Consider the following 18,022-nt stretch of genomic DNA (forward strand, 5'->3'; position numbering starts at 1 on the left):
ATAAGACTAAACGCCACCTAATAGAGTTGAGAAAAAGGAAAAGATACCTGTTTATATAAAACATCATCCAAACCATAGATGTCCTTATAGAAATGAACAACACCCTTTTTATCCGCCCAGGCAGTATAATAGGTAATACAAACAGGAACCTGAAGAGGTAGTCCGATATATTTTGCTCTTGGATAACCATTAGCCATCGCTTTTTTTATCTGATCAAACTTTGGTCCTTTACCAAACAGTGCATAAGCAAGGTTTAAAGGTTGTTCGACCCGCACACAACCATGGCTCACTGCCCTTATACTTTGCTTAAATGGCGATTGTGTAGGTGTATCATGGAGGTAAACGCTACTCTCATTATTAAAAAGAAATTTGATCCTGCCAAGGGGATTTTGCTCGCCCGGCTGTTGTTTAAATGAATAAGAACCTGTTTCTTCAGATTGCCAGTCGATAGCTTCCGGATCGCCCACAAGCTTACCATTCCGGTATACATTGATATCGTTGTTAGCAAAATAATACCTGTTTCTTTTTGCGTACGTGATGATCTCATTACTTGCAATGCTTTGCGGGATATTCCAAACCGGATTTACCTGTACACTATAGATCATGCTGCTCAGTTGAGGAGTTTCCTTATTCACTTCCTTTTCACCAACACAAACCTTCATGCGAAGCACCACTTTTCCGCTATCTATCACACTCAACATAAACTCTGGAATATTTACCAGCACATATTTATCAGCGGTAGGCTTGTTTTTCCACCTCAATCTTTCCAGGTTTACCATTAGAGTGCGATAAATACTGTCACTTTCCTTTTCCGATTTTAGTGCTTTTTGCAAAGCCAGGTATTGTTTGTCTTTTGGTTGTATGCTATCAAGGTAAGTTTTGATATTTCTTACTTCAAAAACCTGTATAATACTCATGCTATCGGGTCGCAATGTTGGACTGCTATAATTAATATAAACCCTTGCCGGATCGGTAATCCCAAATTGCAAAGCATTACTATATTTGATCATTGCATCGGCAATGACCAATTCAAGCTCCATAGCATCCTGATAAACTTCCCATTCTTTTCTCCGGGAATCTTTATCATTATAATTATCCAATAACTTTTTTATACGGCTTACCGAAAAAACTTCCGGATCTATCCCATGAACATTCGCGTTCCCTAAATAATCCTCTAAAGTTCGTAGCTGATTATCCGGCATAAAGCGGGACACGAGTACAGGTTGAAATTCATTTCTCTTATAAAAAGAGTCAATTTGCTCTGGATAAGTAAAAGTAAGGTGGCTGGCTTCAAAAACTTTTTTGAATTCGGCTGCGACATCCATTTTTTCAGCATGTTTCTTTAAAATTGGAGGCTCTATTTTATTTAGCCGCACCAGTGGTGTTGGTGTAGCAGTACGCTTAACGGTACAGGATAGGCAAAACAATATACAAGTCATCATGACAATGGCCACCTCCCTCAGAAAAGGGAGTTTAAGGGGATGATCTATATTAAACATCTCGATGAGACTTATTATTCACTAACAAATAAAGTAACAACTTGTTTTGTCAGCATCCCCCTCTTCTTTGTGAAATATTGCCAGGTGGTTGCCTTGAGCTTTTTAAGCGGTTTATTCGGCTCCCATCCGAAACAACCCCAAAAAACGCCTTAGCAACCTCCTAAGCAACATCCTGGCACTAGCCAGAAATATCAATACGTCTAAATTTATGAAAATGCTACGAAGCATTTGTAGTTTTTTTGAAAAAAAGCATAAAATAACCCGCGACAAATGAATGTCGCAGGCTATTTAAATTAACGCTCTCGATACAAACATAGGGAGCAATTATGAAGATTTGATGAATTTTTTTAAATATTTAACCAATACACCAATTTTATTACCAAAGCCCTGTTTTTAACAGCAAAAGGTTCGGGCAAATAGTTATCAGTATATACAATAAACAGATCTGAAGCAGGGCGATATCTCCATTGGAACCTCGTATTTACATTCATATTTTTCATTTGCTCGTTGTATTGCACAAAGCCGGTAAGAAACAATGTATTTGTCATGGTAACATCCAGCCTTGGGCCTACAAGCCAGAAATCGTTGTATCCCCATGGTTTGGGCAGGTTCAGCTTATTGTAGTTTGCACTTAGTGCAATACTTACATATGGTTGAAAACGATAACCAAATTCCCCACCTAATGTTAATCGTTTACCATCGGCATAATAGCCTCCATAGCGAGCATTCAATGCATATGTAAACAAGCTCTGAGGTTTAGACACATAATCGGCCCCAACGGTTGTCCAATTGTGCTCACTTCCAGCTACAAGCGTATCTATTTTAGTACTTACCGGATCAAAGGGTTGCAGAAGCTTAATGTAAGTACCAGACCCCCATACGGTAAGTGTGTTCCTGCTTCTAAACACCATTCCATAAGATGCCAACAGCTCGTTATCCGTACGGTGCATATTTTCATCAAAGAAATTGGTAGATGTAATTTGTGGCCCATGACTCAGTAATGGTCCTTTCTTTGGAAAGAAAAGACGGGTAATCTGTGGCATCATTTTAACATATCCCTGGCGGGGCACGTAACCTACCTCAGCAGTATAATTGCGGCCTACATATTCATGTTGCCAGCTAATGTTCCATTTACCACTTGTGTATTGCAGGTTAGCGGCATGCGTCCAGTCGTGTCCACTTTTCCCCGGACTAAAAGATTTAAGTACCATTGCCTTCCCAGTCCAGAAGTTATTGGCCGAAGCCAGATTATATTCCATCCCAAAGTTCCTGTTGTAACGGGAATAAGTAGCTGTGCCCGGTGCCAGATCACTTGGATTATAATTTAAAGATTCTTTATTGATCAATAAAAAGCCAACATTAGAGCGGGCAAATACACGACGCTGCAGGGCTGCAACCGTGAAATTCTGAGCGGGCAAAGCAGTAGAGTTCTGTTTCTCTGTTTGCATATTCATAATGCCCAGCCTCCAATCCTTGTTTAATTTACCGCTTAAGCGTGCACCAAATTTAATGGGTACCCCCAGGCCTATCCTGCGGGAAAAGAAAGGTCGAATACCTGCATACCCGAAATTGGTAAACTGGTCTCCATTTTCCAGAAAGAACTGCCTTCTTTCAGGGTAAAATAACTCAAACCTATCTAAATTAGTGACTTGTTTATCTACATCTACCTGCGAAAAATCAGGATTTACGGTAAGATCAAGGTTTAGGGAAGAGGTAATAGCCACCTTAGCATCTAGTCCTATATCCTTACGATATGTTGATGGCTTATCCGTTTCATAATCTTTAATAACGCCACCAAGTGCATACGGGATTAGAGAAACAGTAGTACCTGGGTCTGGCGGTGGCATATCCCATACCAGCGTACCGGTATAAGCTAAGGAAGCTGATGGAAACTGTCTTGGTACAGGTGCCCAACTACTTTTTTCCGTAGTTTTCAGATCATTTCTGCCGAAGTTTATCCCCCATTTTGTAATACCTTTCTTATATCTGATACTTTTAAATGGGATTACAGCTTCAAAAACCCACTTATCGGGATAGTTCTTTACTACAGATTGCCATTTATTGTCCCAGCTCAGATCTACCTTACCGCCATCATACATTAGGCCATCCCATTGTGCGCCCGCAGCATTGGCACCAAATGCGAAACCATTGGTTTGATCATCAAATGGATCCATGAACATAATAAAGTTGTCGTTTTTTAAAAAGGAAAAATCACGGCGCAGAGATTCTACCATATAAGGGCCGGGTGCCCCGTTATAGTTTACTACTGAAAGGTAAAGATTCTGCTGATCGTAGGTCATCCGCACATCAGTACGCACTTTGGCATAACTGGTATCCATTGGCAGGATCATGTAGAAATCTGATGCTACGTCGGCATCTTGCCAGGCTTGCTCATCTAATTCCCCATCTATCTTAATGGTCGACGAAGCTTTATTGATATGTAACTGATAAGCATCATTTTTTTTTTGAGCTGAAACAGATAAACAGAAAAAGAAAGCAAGTAAAAAGAGGCTAATTCGCACAATAGGTTAGGTTCGGTTAAAAGGCCCAAAGTATAAAAAAAAGATAGGCGCTGCAATATTGTAATTGTAACATGATGAACATAATAGCCCCAAAAACCTACGAGACTGAAAAAATTTAATAAAAAAACAGGTCGAAACAACAAAGTGGCTTTATCTAAAAAAGATTATTCCTAAGTTTACAATGAAAAACCTACACATAAACCACAATAATGAAACAAAACTTCATTTCTACAATGTTCAGGGTAGCAATTGCCCTGAGTTTACCCCTGATTTTCTTTGGCTGCTCAGTTAAGCAATCCTCACCAAGCCCAAAATGGGAACAAATGTTCGATGGAAAGGACTTAAATGGCTGGGATGTAAAAATAAGAAAGCATGATCTGAATGACAATTACGGAAATACTTTTAGTGTTAAAGACGGAAACATTCAGGTTAGATATGACAAATATTCAGAATTTGATGAGCAATATGGTCACCTGTTTTACAAAAAACCTTACTCATATTATCTTATAGGAGTAGAGTATCGTTTTGTTGGAGATCAAGTAAAAGGCGGTCCGGGATGGGCATACCGCAACAGCGGCATCATGATCCATGGTCAGGATCCTGCTACGATGAAAAAAGATCAGGATTTCCCTAACTCTATAGAAGTTCAGCTATTGGGCGGCGCTGGCAATGGCGAACGCTCAACTGCAAACCTATGTACCCCTGGTACTCAATTTGTAAAAGACGGCAAAGTGATCAAAACCCATTGTATTGAATCTAACTCAAAAACTTTCAATGGCGATCAATGGGTACGCGTTGAAGTTCTTGTACTTGCAGACTCTTTAGTGGTTCACTATGTGAATGGCGAAGAGGTATTACGCTACACCAGACCACAGTTAGACCCTGTTGGCGGTGCTGCAGAGGGCCAGCTTTTAAAAGGCGGTTCTATTTCATTACAAAGCGAAAGCCATCCGGTAGATTTCAGAAAAGTTGAAATCATCAATTTAGAAAAGTATGCCAAGAGCCCTGCTAAATTACAGGAAGTGGTTCAAAAACTAATGGCAGAAAAAAGAGTAGCAAAACAATAACACACTTACAGTAAACACTTAATAGAATACACAAATGATTAAATTTTCTTTAAGCCTTATTTATTCCCTGATACTATTCCTGGGAATAAAAAGCTTCGTGGGCGAACCAAAAACCACCTCTTTTGACCCTCCTGAATTAACAATTACGCCGTTTGCCGGCCCTGATGTTACACCAAGTCCCGCTTGTCTGGCTGTTGCTGCAACAGGCGAAGTTTTTGTAGGTGTTGATATGATCGGATCATTAGGAAAAGATCCGGGCAAAGGCCGTATCCTTAAACTTGTTGATAAAGACAACGATGGTAAAATGGACCAGCATGTAGAATTTGCAATGGTTGATAACCCTCGTGGTATTATCGTGCAAGGCGATAAGGTCTTTGTATTACACACAACCTTCTCTAAAGAAACTGGTAAAGCTACAGGAATGGCGCTGGTAGTTTTTGAAGATAAAGATGGTGACGGAAAGGCTGATGGTCCTGCAAAACCTCTAATTGAAAACCTTAGTAATACTAAATACATTCAGGAACGTGGAACAGACCACGCTACAAATGGAATCAGAATGGGTATAGATGGTTGGATTTACATTTCTGTTGGTGATTTTGGATTTCATAATGCAGTAGATCGTTCTGGCAAAAAACTAACCATGCTTGGTGGTGGTATTGTCCGCGTGCGCCCTGATGGCACCGAAATGGAAATATTTATTCATGGAACGCGTAACGTTTATGATGTGGCTATTGATCCGTACATGAATGTTTTCACAAGAGAAAACACCAATGATGGTGGTGGATGGAATGTTCGCTTTTCGCATTTTATCCAATCTGGAGAATATGGATATCCTGTTTTGTTTCAACACTTTACTGATGAAATATTACCGGCATTAGTAGATGTTGGTGGAGGTTCAGGTACCGGCGCTTTATTTATGAGCGAACCAACCTGGCCTGAAAAATACAACAACGTTCCAATGATGGCTGATTGGGGAAGAAGCATGCTCTATATCCATAGAGTTACACCTGATGGGCCTACTTTCACCCAAAAAGAAGAAGAGTTTATTAAACTTCCTCAAATCACAGATTTAGATGTTGACGGATCGGGCAGACTTTACCTTTCTGCATGGGATGGCGCAGGTTATTCTGGTAGCCCAAGTAAAGGTTATGTAGTTCGTGCAGTACCAAACAACTGGACATATAAAGCATTCCCAAATGTTGAAAAAGCCTCTGTTAAACAATTAGCAGAATTGCTTAAATCAGCCAGTGCAGTAGCCCGTTTAGCTGCTTCGCAGGAGCTGATTAACCGTTCGAACAAACAAGCTACTGCAGCTGCTTTAAAAATTGCTTCCGACAAAAAACTTCCTTTATATGCACGTGTTGCTGGTATTTACACTTATGCACAAGCTGCTGGTGTTGATGGAATCCCTGCTTTATTAGCATTTACAAAAGAAGATGCGATGAGAGAGTTCGCATTGAAAACACTTGCAGATCGCAAAAACAACTTACAAAATGTTCCAACTGAGCCGTTTTTAGAGGGACTTAAAGATCCTTCTCCACGTGTTCAAGCTGTTGCTGCAATAGGACTAGGTCGTTTAGGACATGTAGAAACTGCCACTGCCCTATTACAAACCAAAGTTCCTGCATCATTTGTAGAACCTGCTAAAGATGTAGAGGGTCCTCATGCTACTCCTAATCCCGCTATTGTTCAACCTCACTTAGCTGTACAGGCATTAATAAACCTTAAAGCTGTGGATGCTACTATAGCAGCAATTAATGGTGAAAATTCAACGCTTGCATTGTGGGCTTTACGTTATATGCATGATCAAAAAGCGGTTAATGCATTAATTGATGCGTATCAGAAATCGAATGACGAAAAGTTTAAAACACAAATCCTGACAACATTGGCTCGACTTTATAAGAAAGAAGATGCTTATGATGCGTCATGGTGGTGGGGTACAAGACCAGATTCTCACGGTCCATACTATAAAGCAGTATTATGGGAAGGTTCTCCGGCCATAGAGAAATTCCTTGTAGGAGAATCAGAGAAAAAAGGTGCCAGCGGCAAGCAATTTTTCGCAGACTTAGATGCCCGCAATCGTATGGATATCACTGCATTTGCTACCGAAGAAAAAGTTGCTGCTACCGAAGAGCCTAAAGTAGATCTTGAAAAGATTAAGAATCAAAAAGGCCAGGTTGGTAAATCATCTATTGAGGATGTTTTATTGGCCATCAATAAATTAGAAGGTGACGCGGTTAAAGGTAAAGCATTATTTACCCGTCAGGGATGTATTGCCTGCCATAGCATCAGCAAAGGCGAAAAAATGAAAGGACCATTTATGGGCCAAATCGGTTCTATTATGAATCGTGAGCAAATTGCTGAGTCTATCCTTAAACCAAGTGCTTCAATTTCGCAAGGATTTGCTACAGTGATGATCTCTGCTAAGGGAGATAAAACTTATATGGGCTTTATTACTGAAGAAACAGCTGCTAAGGTTGTGATGCGTAATATTGCCGGTGAAGTTTTCACTATTAAAGCAAGCGATATCTTATCGCGCAAAGAAATGGATTCATCTATGATGCCAGCGGGTTTAGCCAATTCATTGTCGTACGATGAACTTGCTTCACTTGTTACTTTCCTTTCTCAGCAAAAGAAATAATTTAGGCGATCGTCTGAAACGCTGTCGTCATCTCGAACGCATGTGAGAGATCTCTTGTTTAAACATGATTCAAGAGATCTCTCACATGCGTTCGAGATGACGGTAGCGCCTGGACGGTCACTTAAGAATCACCTTTAAAACCTTCCTGCCAGTGAAATTCCATATGTTTTCGGATTACCCAAATGGGCAGCACCGAAATCATAAACATAATCTACATAGGTTTTATCACTCAAATTTCTTCCCCAGAAAAACACGTCAAATCTCTTATTAGAAACACCAATTTTTGCATTGAACAGATGATAGCCTTTTTGCTCAAACCGGTTTTGAAGATCAAAAAATTGATCTCCTGTATACGCCCACTCACCTCGTGCAATCAAATTCAGCTTATTAAGGTTTTCAATTTGATAGCCGTACTGCAATGCAAGCATAGAAGTCATTTCCGGTGTGTAGATCTGTTTGTTGCCATCAAAATTCACAACCTCCTTATCTACCGGCAAACTCAATGATTTATATTTTGCATCAGTATAGCCAAAGTTATAATCAACGCTTAGTCCTTTAACAGGTCTGGCCGAAAGTTCAACCTCAACACCTTTACTACTTAATTTTCCTGCATTTCTGGTTATTGTTATTGCATCTGGCAAGATCAGTACAGGTATTTGTGCATCTGTAAGTCTAACATAAAAAGCGGCAACATTAACGCTTAAGCGTTGATCGAAAAAGGTATTTTTAGATCCAAACTCCAGATTATTACCATATTCTGGTTTGTAGGCCACTAAAGGTCTTGCAGTTCTGTCGGAACCGATTTGTGTAAGACCGCCAGCACGAAAACCTCTGCTGTAAGTTGCATAAAGGCTATGGTCAGCCACAAACAAATAAGCAAGACTAACTTTAGGAGATAATGCGTTGAAAGTAGCAGTTGCGCTGGTATCTTTTTGTTCAACTATAGGCTGCGTCTCGCCAGGCATTAACATCTCTCCATATACCCCTTGCTTTTTATGCTCATAATCATAACGTAAACCGGCAGTGGCCGACAACTCATCTGTTATTGCATAGCTAACCTGCCCAAAAGCAGCTAAGCCAAAGCCCTTCCCTTTGTTAATACTTATGATATTAAGACCAGGCATAGACCCTACCATTTCCGCATCTTCACCAAAAGACAAGCCTTGTTTTACCGGGTTTTTCTGATAGAAGCCATACACGCCTCCTACCCATTTAAGCTTTGAAGTAGACGATGAAGGAGAACTGAACTTGAACTCCTGAGTTAAAACCTGTATTTTATTCCAGTCCTTACCATAGTTATTAATAAGAGAAATTCCATCGATCGGTGAAAAATCACTGTCTATGGGTTTATCATAATACCTGTAGTTAGACTGATAAGCACTTTGAGAAGTAAAATTAAAACCATCACCAGCATAATTTGCAGACAATGAAGCGTTAAACAAGTTATCAAACATCTTTGTTAACGTATTCTGGTTTACTTTAAAAGGGCTACTTAATGCATCCTCAACAGAAGCCACTAATGGAAATGTTCCGTCATTACGGTTCTCATTATGTTTTACATTTAAAGTTAAATCAAACTTTGAACTGCCCTGAAATTTCAGATAATAATTTCCCAGGTAGCCATGTAAACGATCATATTTTTTATTGTTAAACTCATTGGTATAAAATCCACTTTGCCTGTTAACCAGACCTGCTGCACCAAAAAACAACTTATCCTTAATTAGAGCAGTTCTGATACCTGCGCTATAACGCTGCTGACCATAATTCCCGAAATCAACACCTGCAAAACCAGTTGTATAATTTGCGGGCTTTTTGGTGATAATGTTAATTACCCCACCCATTGCATTTCTGCCATACAAAGTGCCCTGAGGGCCACGCAATACTTCTATCCGTTCTAAATCAAACAGAGAAGAAATGTATGTATCCAATCCAAATTGATTTACACCATCAATATATGTAGCTACCGCCGGATCGTAAGAAGTTGTAGTAATACCTCTTATTGAGGTTACATTCCTTCCATCACCAGGGTTACTGCTATAAAGATTTGGAACAATAGCCGACAAATCTCTGGTGTTCTGTATCCTGTAATCATTCACTTTTGCTGATGAAAAAACAGATATACTGGAAGGTATATTCTGAACATTTTCTTCAGTTTTCTGTGCAGAAACAATTACTTCATCCAACTTCAACCCGGCATCTTCTAAAGTAATATTCAGGCTCCTGTTATCATCGGTTACCAGTTTATTTATTGCTGCATAACCCACCGCGCTGAACCTTAAACTTACTTTGCCCGAGGGAACATTAACAAGTTCAAAAGCACCTGTCAAATCTGTAACTGTACTTAAATTTGTATTTAATACCTGTACCGTTACTGCATCAACAGGAACTCCCTTAGCGTCTTTAACCGTTCCTGAAATCTTATTCTGTTGTGCACTCGCTGCAAAACAGATGAAAATGCTTAAACACAAGCACGCTATTATTCTATTCATTCTATTTCTTTTGTACAATTATTAATTGGAAACGGCCTCAAAAGCAGCACTGAAATCCCCAATAAGATCTTCTGTATCTTCAATACCTACAGACAATCTAACCATAGAATCAGGGATTCCCATTTCATCCCGTCTTTCTTTACCTAATTCGAAGAATATGGTATGAGCAACGGGAATTGCAAGTGTACGGGTATCACCAAGGTTGCTTGATTTGATAACCAGTTTAAGCTCATTCAGGAACTTAAAGCAATCGATGCCATCAACTAGTGCAAAACTCAGTAATCCGCCATAGCGATGGAACAAGCTTGAAGCAAGTTCATGCTGAGGGTGACTTTTCAATCCAGGATAATAAACTTTACTGATTAAAGAATGCTTATCCAGAAATTCTGCAAGTGTAGCCGCGTTACTGCAAGCACGTTCAAGCCTTAAAGCAATAGTTTCAGAACCCACAGAAATACTATGCGCTGCTTCAGGAGCAAGCGTGCCACCACCATCACGTAAACCTCTTTTTCTTATTTGCGTCATTCCCTGCATTTCCGGACGGATCTGCTCGCGGATTATTGGTGCAATGTTAGGAAAGCTAAGCCAATCGAATAAGCCCGTATCAGTTACACTTCCACCTAATGCATTACCATGACCGCCAATATATTTTGTTAAAGAGTTAATGATAAGACTAGCCTTTACTGCAACCGGACGGAACAAGTAAGGTGATGTCATTGTATTATCTACTACATAGATCAATTTTTTGTCTTCACAAAAATCACCTATAGCACCTAGATCTGATATTTGGGTAGCAGGGTTTGCAATGGTTTCTACAAATACCATTCTGGTATTTTCCTGATAGGCATTTTTAATATTCTGAACATCAGTTGCATCAACAAAAGAGATGCTCAGGCCCATCTCCATATATGTCTGCATAATACTTCTGGTATTACCAAAAAGGTATGAACTTGCAATAATATGGTCGCCTGCTTTTATTAAAGCCAGTATGGTAGAAGAAATGGCAGCCATTCCGGTAGCAAAAGAAACAGTAGCAAGACCCTGTTCCATTTGTGTTACTTTATGCTCAAGTGCAGTTGTTGTTGGATTGCCCTGACGGGAATAAGCATAACCCTTTGTTTTGTTTTGAAAAACATTTACCAAGCCCTGGACATCATCGTATCCCCAGGTTACTGCGTTATGAACAGGTTGATGTAATGCACCGAATTCTGGTTTCAAAAGACGGTCTGAATGAAGTATGGTGGTTGTAAATCCTTTTTTATCGCTCATTTAAACTTAATTTATTCAAGAAAACAAACTTCCATCTTTTATTTTAAAAAAAAGACGTTTTGCATAGGAAATCTGAAATATTACCAGTCTATTAACAGAATGGTTACTTTTACCATTAAATCTAAAACACACAATGAAACCATCTTTAGTACTCATTTTCATCTTATTCCTGATTACAGGAGTTAGCGCTCAACAAATTAAATACGGTACCGGAAACGACAGTTGGAATCCCGACTCTCTGGGGAACCATAGAGCTGTACTAACGGTAAGCGCAGCTGGAAATGTAGCAAAAGCAACTATCGAATGGCGAAGAAGAGACACCCATCCCGAGCTTAAGGATATTTGGGTGGTTGATGCAAAAACCAACAGCAGAATCACAGATGTAAAGGCGGCAAACATCAGCAGAGAACAAGGGACCATCTATTTTGAGCCAACCTCAGGAGCCGGCACTTATTATGTTTACTACATGCCGTACCAGGTAGAAGGACGTTCAAATTACCCAAATGCTCAGTATAGAAAGGCTCCGACAGCTGAGAGTCAGTGGCCAAAATCAACCGCAAACGCTGTACCTGCCAAACTTGTACGCATAGAGGCAATTAATGCAATGAGCAGTTTCTACCCTATGGAAGTAATTGCTACCGCAGCAGAAACTAAAAACCTGATTAAACAACATCCACAAAAAGACTATCTTGTTTTTACTGAAGACAGGGTTAATCCTATAAAAATGCAGGACGATCTGCCTCAGTTATGGATCACAAAAGGATTAAAGAACGCTTTCTCCGGAACAGCATCTAAAGGAGAAAACTACACCTATCAGCTCGGTATTTATCCGGTAAAAAAAGATATTAATGATGTTAAAGTTACCTTCAGCGATCTAAAAAATAAGGCAGGCAAATCCATTTCTGCAAAAGCTTTTTCATGTTTAAATACCGATGGCGTTAACTGGGATGGCAGCCCGTTACATAAAACTGTAAACGTAGCCAAAAACAAAGTTCAGGCCTTATGGATACTTGCTGATATCCCTAAAGACATTAGCGCAGGTATTTATACAGGTACAGCAACTGTTAGCGCCAAAGGCTCGGCCAGTACAATTATCCGGATTGTGCTAACAGTAAACAACACTGTCCTGGCAGATGGAGGTATAAATGAACCGCAAAAACAAACCCGACTTAAATGGTTAAATTCAACCATGGCAGAGAAAAATGAGGTTATTGCTCCTTACATTCCTCTTGTTATAAACGACAAAACCATTTCTCTGCTGGGCAGAAAGTTCACCATAAATCAGGACGGCTTACCTGCTCAGATACAAACATTCTTTACACCGGAGATGACAGAATTATCGGCCACTCCAAAAAACATCCTTACCGAGCCTGTTCATTTTCATGTAACTAGACCAAACCATAAAGATATTAAATTTAAAACTTCCGAAATTACCTTTACAGATAAGCAGCCGGGCATTGCAAAGTGGACTTCAAAAAGCACATCCGACAGTTTAAACATGGAGGTAAATGCCTCACTTGAATTTGATGGTTTTGTATCGTATACAGTTAAATTCATCGCTGTAAATGATATTAAACTGAGCAACATCAGCTTGCATCTTCCCTTCACCCCAACCGCTGCTAAATACATGATGGGCCTTGGTCAGAAAGGTGGTTATCGCCCGGATTCCTTAAACTGGAAATGGGATGTAGCCAACAAAAACCAGGATGGCGCCTGGATAGGCGATGTAAATGCAGGTTTACAATATTCACTAAGAGACAATCATTATGTACGTCCTTTAAATACAAACTTCTATTTACAGAAACCTTTGCTATTGCCAACATCATGGGGCAACGAAGGTAAAGGCGGTATTAAAATCGCTAAAAAAGGACAGGCCATTCTGGCCGACAATTACAGCGGAGAACGCCTGATGAAAAAGGGCGATACGTTATATTACAACTTCACTTTACTAATCACTCCTTTCCACCCAATCAATACCGACTTTCAGTGGAGCAACCGCTTTTATCATAAATACAACAATCTGGACACCATTAAAGCAACAGGTGCAACACTAATAAACATACACCATGCTACGCCTATTAATCCATTCATCAATTACCCTTTTATTGCCCACAAGGAAATGAAAACCTATATTGATGAAGCACATTCAAAGGGGCTTAAGGTTAAAATTTACAATACGGTCCGCGAGTTATCGAACAGTGCTTACGAGACATTCCCATTGCGCAGCTTGGGTCACGAAATTTACTCGCCAGGTAAAGGCGGTGGCTATTCCTGGTTACAGGAACACCTTGGCGAAGATTACATAGCGGCATGGTATGTACCCGAAATAAAAGATGCAGCTGTTGTGAATAGTGGAATGAGCCGCTGGCACAACTATTATGTTGAAGGCATGAACTGGCTGGTTAATAATGTTGGCATAGACGGGCTCTATCTGGATGATGTAGCTTTCGACAGAACTACAATGAAACGCGTAAAAAGTGTACTTACCCAAAACGGACATCCTGGCATTATAGACCTGCACTCGGCAAACCAATACAATAAAAGCGATGGCTTTAACAACAGTGCAAACCTATATATGGAGCATTTCCCTTATCTAAACCGTTTATGGTTTGGTGAGTATTTCGACTACGAGAAAAGCACTCCTGATTTCTTTTTAACAGAATCTTCGGGCATACCATTCGGGCTAATGGGCGAAATGCTGCAAGACGGTGGTAACGCATGGCGCGGAATGGTTTACGGAATGACTAACCGCATGCCATGGAGCGATGGCGCAGACCCTCGTGCAATATGGAAAGCCTGGGATGATTTTGGTATGCAGGGCACTAAAATGATCGGCTATTGGGTAGAAAACAATCCGGTTAAAACCAACAACCCTGATGTATTGGCAACCATTTATAAGAAAGACAAAAGTGTGCTGATAGCACTTGCAAGCTGGGCTAAAGAGGATACAAAAATAAAACTGAGCATAGACTGGAAAGCATTGGGAATTGACCCGGCAAAGGCAACAATAACTGCCCCTGAGATTAAGAACTTTCAACCCTCAAAAACTTTTGCTGCAATAGATGAGATCCCGGTAACAAAAAACAAAGGCTGGATGATTGTTGTTAAAGAAAATTAACTTGTAACATTGCACAACAATTTAACAGAACATGAGATTTAAACCATTTGCCTTTATTATTAATATTGCTATTCCTTTAGCTATGGGTGCTATCGGCGCATGGTTTACTTCTCAATATGTTAAAACATGGTACGTAACCCTAAATAAACCCTCTTTTAACCCACCGAATTGGGTATTTCCACCGGTATGGACTACCCTTTTTATTTTAATGGGAATTGCCGCCTATCTGGTTTGGTTAAAAAGAAAAGAAGTTCAACATTTCAATCGTACAGTTGCAATATATCTTATACAGCTTGTTTTAAATGTAATGTGGTCGTTCCTTTTCTTTTACGCCCACGAAATTGGGCTGGCACTTTTTGAAATCATTGCCCTGCTGCTCGTCATCATTATAAACGCAATGGTATTCTATAAAATTGACAAAACTGCAGGTTTACTCTTCATTCCGTATATATTATGGGTCGGCTTTGCTACCATTTTAACCTACAGCATATTTTCGTTAAACTGATTAATCAGATCGCCTTTATGAAATAAAACTCCTATTTTTATGAGCCATGCTTATAAAAAGATTACTCTTCCTTTTTCTATTTATAACCGCATTAAATGTAAATGCGCAAAAGGTAGGCTTGGTACTGAGTGGCGGTGGGGCCAAGGGGCTTGCCCACATAGGCATATTAAAAGCACTCGAAGAAAACAATATCCCAATTGATTACATTACCGGAACTTCTATGGGTGGCATTGTTGGTGCAATGTATGCAGCGGGGTATTCGCCAACCGAAATAGAGAAAATAGCTTTAAGCAGCAATTTTCAGGATTGGGTAAGCGGAAGATTCAAGAGCGATTACAGCTTCTTCTTTCAGAAGAAAAACATTAACCCCTCAATAATTACAGCAAAGCTCTCTGTCGACTCTAATTTAAGATTCAATTTCAGGTCAAATCTGGTAAATGATATCCCTTTAAACTTCGCCCTGCTAGAGCTCTTTGCCCAGGCATCAGCTATTTCAAAAGATAATTTCGACAATCTGTTTGTCCCTTACCGCTGCATGGTATCTGATGTGTTGTCGCAAAATAGCATAACCGTAAAAAAAGGCAGTTTAGCCGATGCCGTTAGAGCAACCATGACTGTCCCTTTGATTTACCGACCTATAAAATTAGACGACAAGTACGTTTTTGATGGCGGTCTGTATAATAATTTTCCGGCCGATGTAATGAGAGATACTTTTAATCCTGATGTAATTATTGGCTCAAATGTATCTTCAAAAAACTTCAATGAATACCCTAAAAACAATGATGAGCGGTTAATGAACCGCCTAATGGTTTTTATGTTTCTTTCTAAATCAGACTCTACCCTTATTGGCCCAAATGGTATTTATATCCAGCCAAACCTAAGGGGGTATACTTCAACCAATTTCAACCCGGTAGAGGAACTGATAAAACAAGGCTATGATGCAACCATTGCCGATATGGACCAGATCAAGAAAAAGATAAGCAGACGCATAACCACAGGAGATCTGATGATTAAAAGAACTCAGTTCAACAATAAAAAACCCAACCTGCTTTTTAGCGGCGTAACCGTATCCGGAGTAAATGCTCAGCAAAAAAAATACATCGAGCGTCTTTTCAAAAGAGATCAAAACACCTTTGACCTTGATGATATTAAGCAAGGCTATTACAAACTTGTAGCAGATGAAACCTTTGAAACCATTTACCCCAAGATAACGTACAACCCGGTGTCGGACAGTTATAATTTCGAAATTGTAGCCAAACCACAAAAAAGCTTTAAAATTGACTTTGGGGGGAACATATCCACCCGACCAATCAGTAATGTATTTCTTGGAATGCAGTACAACTACCTAAACCAGAAATCGTATACTTTTGGCACTAACTTATATTCGGGGCGGTTTTACGAATCTATACAAGTAAATGGAAGGATAGATTATCCTTCTCGTTTACCATTATTCCTTGCTATGGAAATGACCTATAATCACTTTGACTACTATAAAACCAGTTCTATTTTTATTGAAAACCCTCATCCTACATATATTGAGCAGACAGATAGAAAAATAGATTTAAAGATCGGTTTTCCGCTAAACCGGAATACCAAGGTAACACTGAATACTGCCTTTATTAACAATTACGATGGCTATAGTCCGAATAACACCTTTGAGATTGGGAATAAATTAGACAAAACTGTGTTCAATGCTTCCAGATCTACCTTTGCTTTTGAACAGTACACCTTTAATCGCAAGCAATACGCCAATAAGGGCCGTAATTTCCTGTTAAGTCTGAATTATTTTGCAGGGAGAGAGAGCTACACACCCGGCAACATTACCGACGGTTTAACAGAATCTGCGGAACTTGTGGCAAGCAAAACTGAAGTAAACAGAAAATACCGGCAATGGTTCAATTTAAAGGTTAGCGATGAAAATTACTTCCTCGCAAAACATAAATATTCTTTAGGATACCTACTCGAAGCTGTAATTTCAAACCAGCCTTTATTTTCTAACTACTACTCTACTATACTTGCTTCGCCTGCATTTTATCCATTGCAAGACAGCAGATCTGTATTTTTAGAAAACTTTAGGGCCACCAGTTACTTTGCAGGAGGAATTAAAAACGTATACAGCATTAAAAGAAATCTTGACTTAAGAGTTGAAGGTTATGTGTTTTTGCCATATCAGAAGTTTGAGAAGGTAGGCTTCCAGGGAATAGACCGTATGAAACCGCTTACCAAATGGCAGTATGCGGCAACTGCAGGGCTGGTGTACCATACCCCGGTTGGGCCTATAAGTTTTAGTTACAATTTATATGACGACCCGATAAAAAGAAACGGGGTTTTACTACATTTGGGGTATCTGATTTACAATAAACGATCTATAGAATGAGAAGAATATATTTGTTGATATTGCTGTTGGTAATGTGTGTTTCCGGCTTTGCTCAAAATGCAGACATCAATAATTTTATAGTTAAAGAGAGCCTGCTCAAAAACAGCAAGCTTGCCATTATAGCAGCTGATTCTTTAGATATACCTATAGAAAAGATTAATGGCACTTACACTTTTAGTGTAAGCGGTTTTACCCAGCCTATTAAATTTAATGGAGGTGTTGGTGTGCTGCCATTACAATTGGAACGGTCGGCCTTTGTATATATAAAACATCAGAACGATACTGGCACCCACAGCAAACTTTTATATGTTCATAAAAAGGACGGCACCTTAACTCCGTATGTGATCAACAGTATGTGGTTAATATTATTCCCTGCACTGATCATCTTTTTGGCTTTTGCATTTAGGAAGTTCATTATAGCTGCAGTGATTATCCTTTTAATATTCATCTACTTTAATCACAGCAACGGTTTAAACCTGTCTACTTTCTTCGAGACTATATTTGATGGCTTAAAGCGAATGTTTTAAGCAGAGCG

General features: G+C 39.6%; 10 protein-coding genes. 6 read left to right on the forward strand and 4 right to left on the reverse strand.

What is annotated here, in order from left to right; all coding sequences use genetic code 11:
• Positions 1–17: 17 nt before the first annotated feature.
• Together AC1DDK_RS13270 and AC1DDK_RS13275 are read right to left on the reverse strand one after the other, a co-directional pair.
• Positions 18–1,499 carry a L,D-transpeptidase family protein gene (locus AC1DDK_RS13270; protein WP_288881091.1) on the reverse strand — a complete coding sequence of 494 codons (1,482 nt, stop codon included), beginning with the start codon at positions 1,497–1,499 and terminating at the stop codon, positions 18–20.
• A 347-nt stretch (positions 1,500–1,846) separates the two neighbouring features.
• On the reverse strand, positions 1,847–4,021 hold the full coding sequence (locus tag AC1DDK_RS13275; protein WP_172659517.1) for a DUF5916 domain-containing protein: 2,175 nt from the start codon (positions 4,019–4,021) through the stop codon (positions 1,847–1,849).
• 209 nt (positions 4,022–4,230) lie between these two features.
• On the opposite strand from AC1DDK_RS13275, the gene AC1DDK_RS13280 reads away from it, so the two are divergent.
• Both AC1DDK_RS13280 and AC1DDK_RS13285 read left to right on the forward strand, forming a co-directional pair.
• A complete protein-coding gene (locus AC1DDK_RS13280) occupies positions 4,231–5,088 on the forward strand; it encodes a 3-keto-disaccharide hydrolase (RefSeq protein WP_172659516.1) in 858 nt (285 codons plus the stop codon).
• Positions 5,089–5,122: 34 nt separating this feature from the next.
• The gene (locus AC1DDK_RS13285; protein ID WP_337716399.1) at positions 5,123–7,729 is read left to right on the forward strand and encodes a DUF7133 domain-containing protein; all 2,607 of its coding nucleotides are present in this window, start codon (positions 5,123–5,125) and stop codon (positions 7,727–7,729) included.
• Positions 7,730–7,863: 134 nt separating this feature from the next.
• Here the strand turns inward: AC1DDK_RS13285 and AC1DDK_RS13290 are convergent, their stop codons facing one another.
• A complete protein-coding gene (locus tag AC1DDK_RS13290; protein ID WP_337716397.1) occupies positions 7,864–10,218 on the reverse strand; it encodes a TonB-dependent receptor in 2,355 nt (784 codons plus the stop codon).
• A 21-nt stretch (positions 10,219–10,239) separates the two neighbouring features.
• Positions 10,240–11,487: a cystathionine gamma-synthase family protein gene (locus AC1DDK_RS13295; RefSeq protein ID WP_337716395.1), complete on the reverse strand. Its 1,248-nt coding sequence runs from the start codon at positions 11,485–11,487 to the stop codon at positions 10,240–10,242.
• A gap of 133 nt (positions 11,488–11,620) precedes the next feature.
• Between AC1DDK_RS13295 and AC1DDK_RS13300 the strand changes: the two genes are divergently transcribed.
• From AC1DDK_RS13300 to AC1DDK_RS13315, 4 genes are read left to right on the forward strand one after another with little or no spacing between them, the layout of a single operon-like run.
• Positions 11,621–14,605, forward strand: coding sequence for a glycoside hydrolase domain-containing protein (locus AC1DDK_RS13300; protein WP_172659512.1), 2,985 nt, complete (start codon positions 11,621–11,623; stop codon positions 14,603–14,605).
• 31 nt (positions 14,606–14,636) lie between these two features.
• Positions 14,637–15,110, forward strand: a complete 474-nt coding sequence (locus AC1DDK_RS13305) for a TspO/MBR family protein (RefSeq protein ID WP_172659511.1) — start codon at positions 14,637–14,639, stop codon at positions 15,108–15,110.
• A gap of 46 nt (positions 15,111–15,156) precedes the next feature.
• Positions 15,157–17,487 (forward strand): patatin-like phospholipase family protein, encoded by a 2,331-nt coding sequence (locus AC1DDK_RS13310; RefSeq protein ID WP_172659510.1) that lies wholly within the window; start codon positions 15,157–15,159, stop codon positions 17,485–17,487.
• Positions 17,484–18,014: a hypothetical protein gene (locus tag AC1DDK_RS13315; protein WP_172659509.1), complete on the forward strand. Its 531-nt coding sequence runs from the start codon at positions 17,484–17,486 to the stop codon at positions 18,012–18,014. The genes AC1DDK_RS13310 and AC1DDK_RS13315 overlap by 4 nt, the downstream gene beginning before the upstream one ends.
• Positions 18,015–18,022 lie beyond the last annotated feature (8 nt).

The organism is Pedobacter sp. 05T44 (genome assembly GCF_056395985.1).